Origin of the sequence: Staphylococcus equorum (assembly GCF_001747895.1) — a bacterium.
Lineage (GTDB): Bacteria > Bacillota > Bacilli > Staphylococcales > Staphylococcaceae > Staphylococcus > Staphylococcus equorum_A.
Genome location: NZ_LNNB01000023.1, coordinates 1 through 221, shown reverse-complemented (window position 1 = coordinate 221; position 221 = coordinate 1). Strand labels below are relative to the sequence as shown.

The window sequence follows — 221 nt, the reverse complement described above, 5'->3', positions numbered from 1 at the left end:
GAAAGCGAATCGTTGAGTACATCAGAGTCACTAAGTGAAAGTGAGTCATTGAGTACATCAGAGTCACTAAGTGAAAGTGAGTCATTGAGTACATCAGAGTCATTAAGTGAGAGCGAGTCATTGAGCACGTCAGAATCACTAAGCGAAAGTGAATCGTTAAGTACATCCGAATCATTAAGCGAAAGTGAATCACTCAGCGATGTAGAAAGTGAATCGTTAAG

The 221-nt window shown here is 40.3% G+C and carries 1 protein-coding gene; it reads left to right on the top strand.

Going from position 1 to position 221, the window contains the following annotated elements; genetic code table 11:
* Nucleotides 1-221 (top strand): hypothetical protein (locus AST02_RS10390; protein WP_141714597.1); only part of this gene is annotated, 221 nt, incomplete at both ends.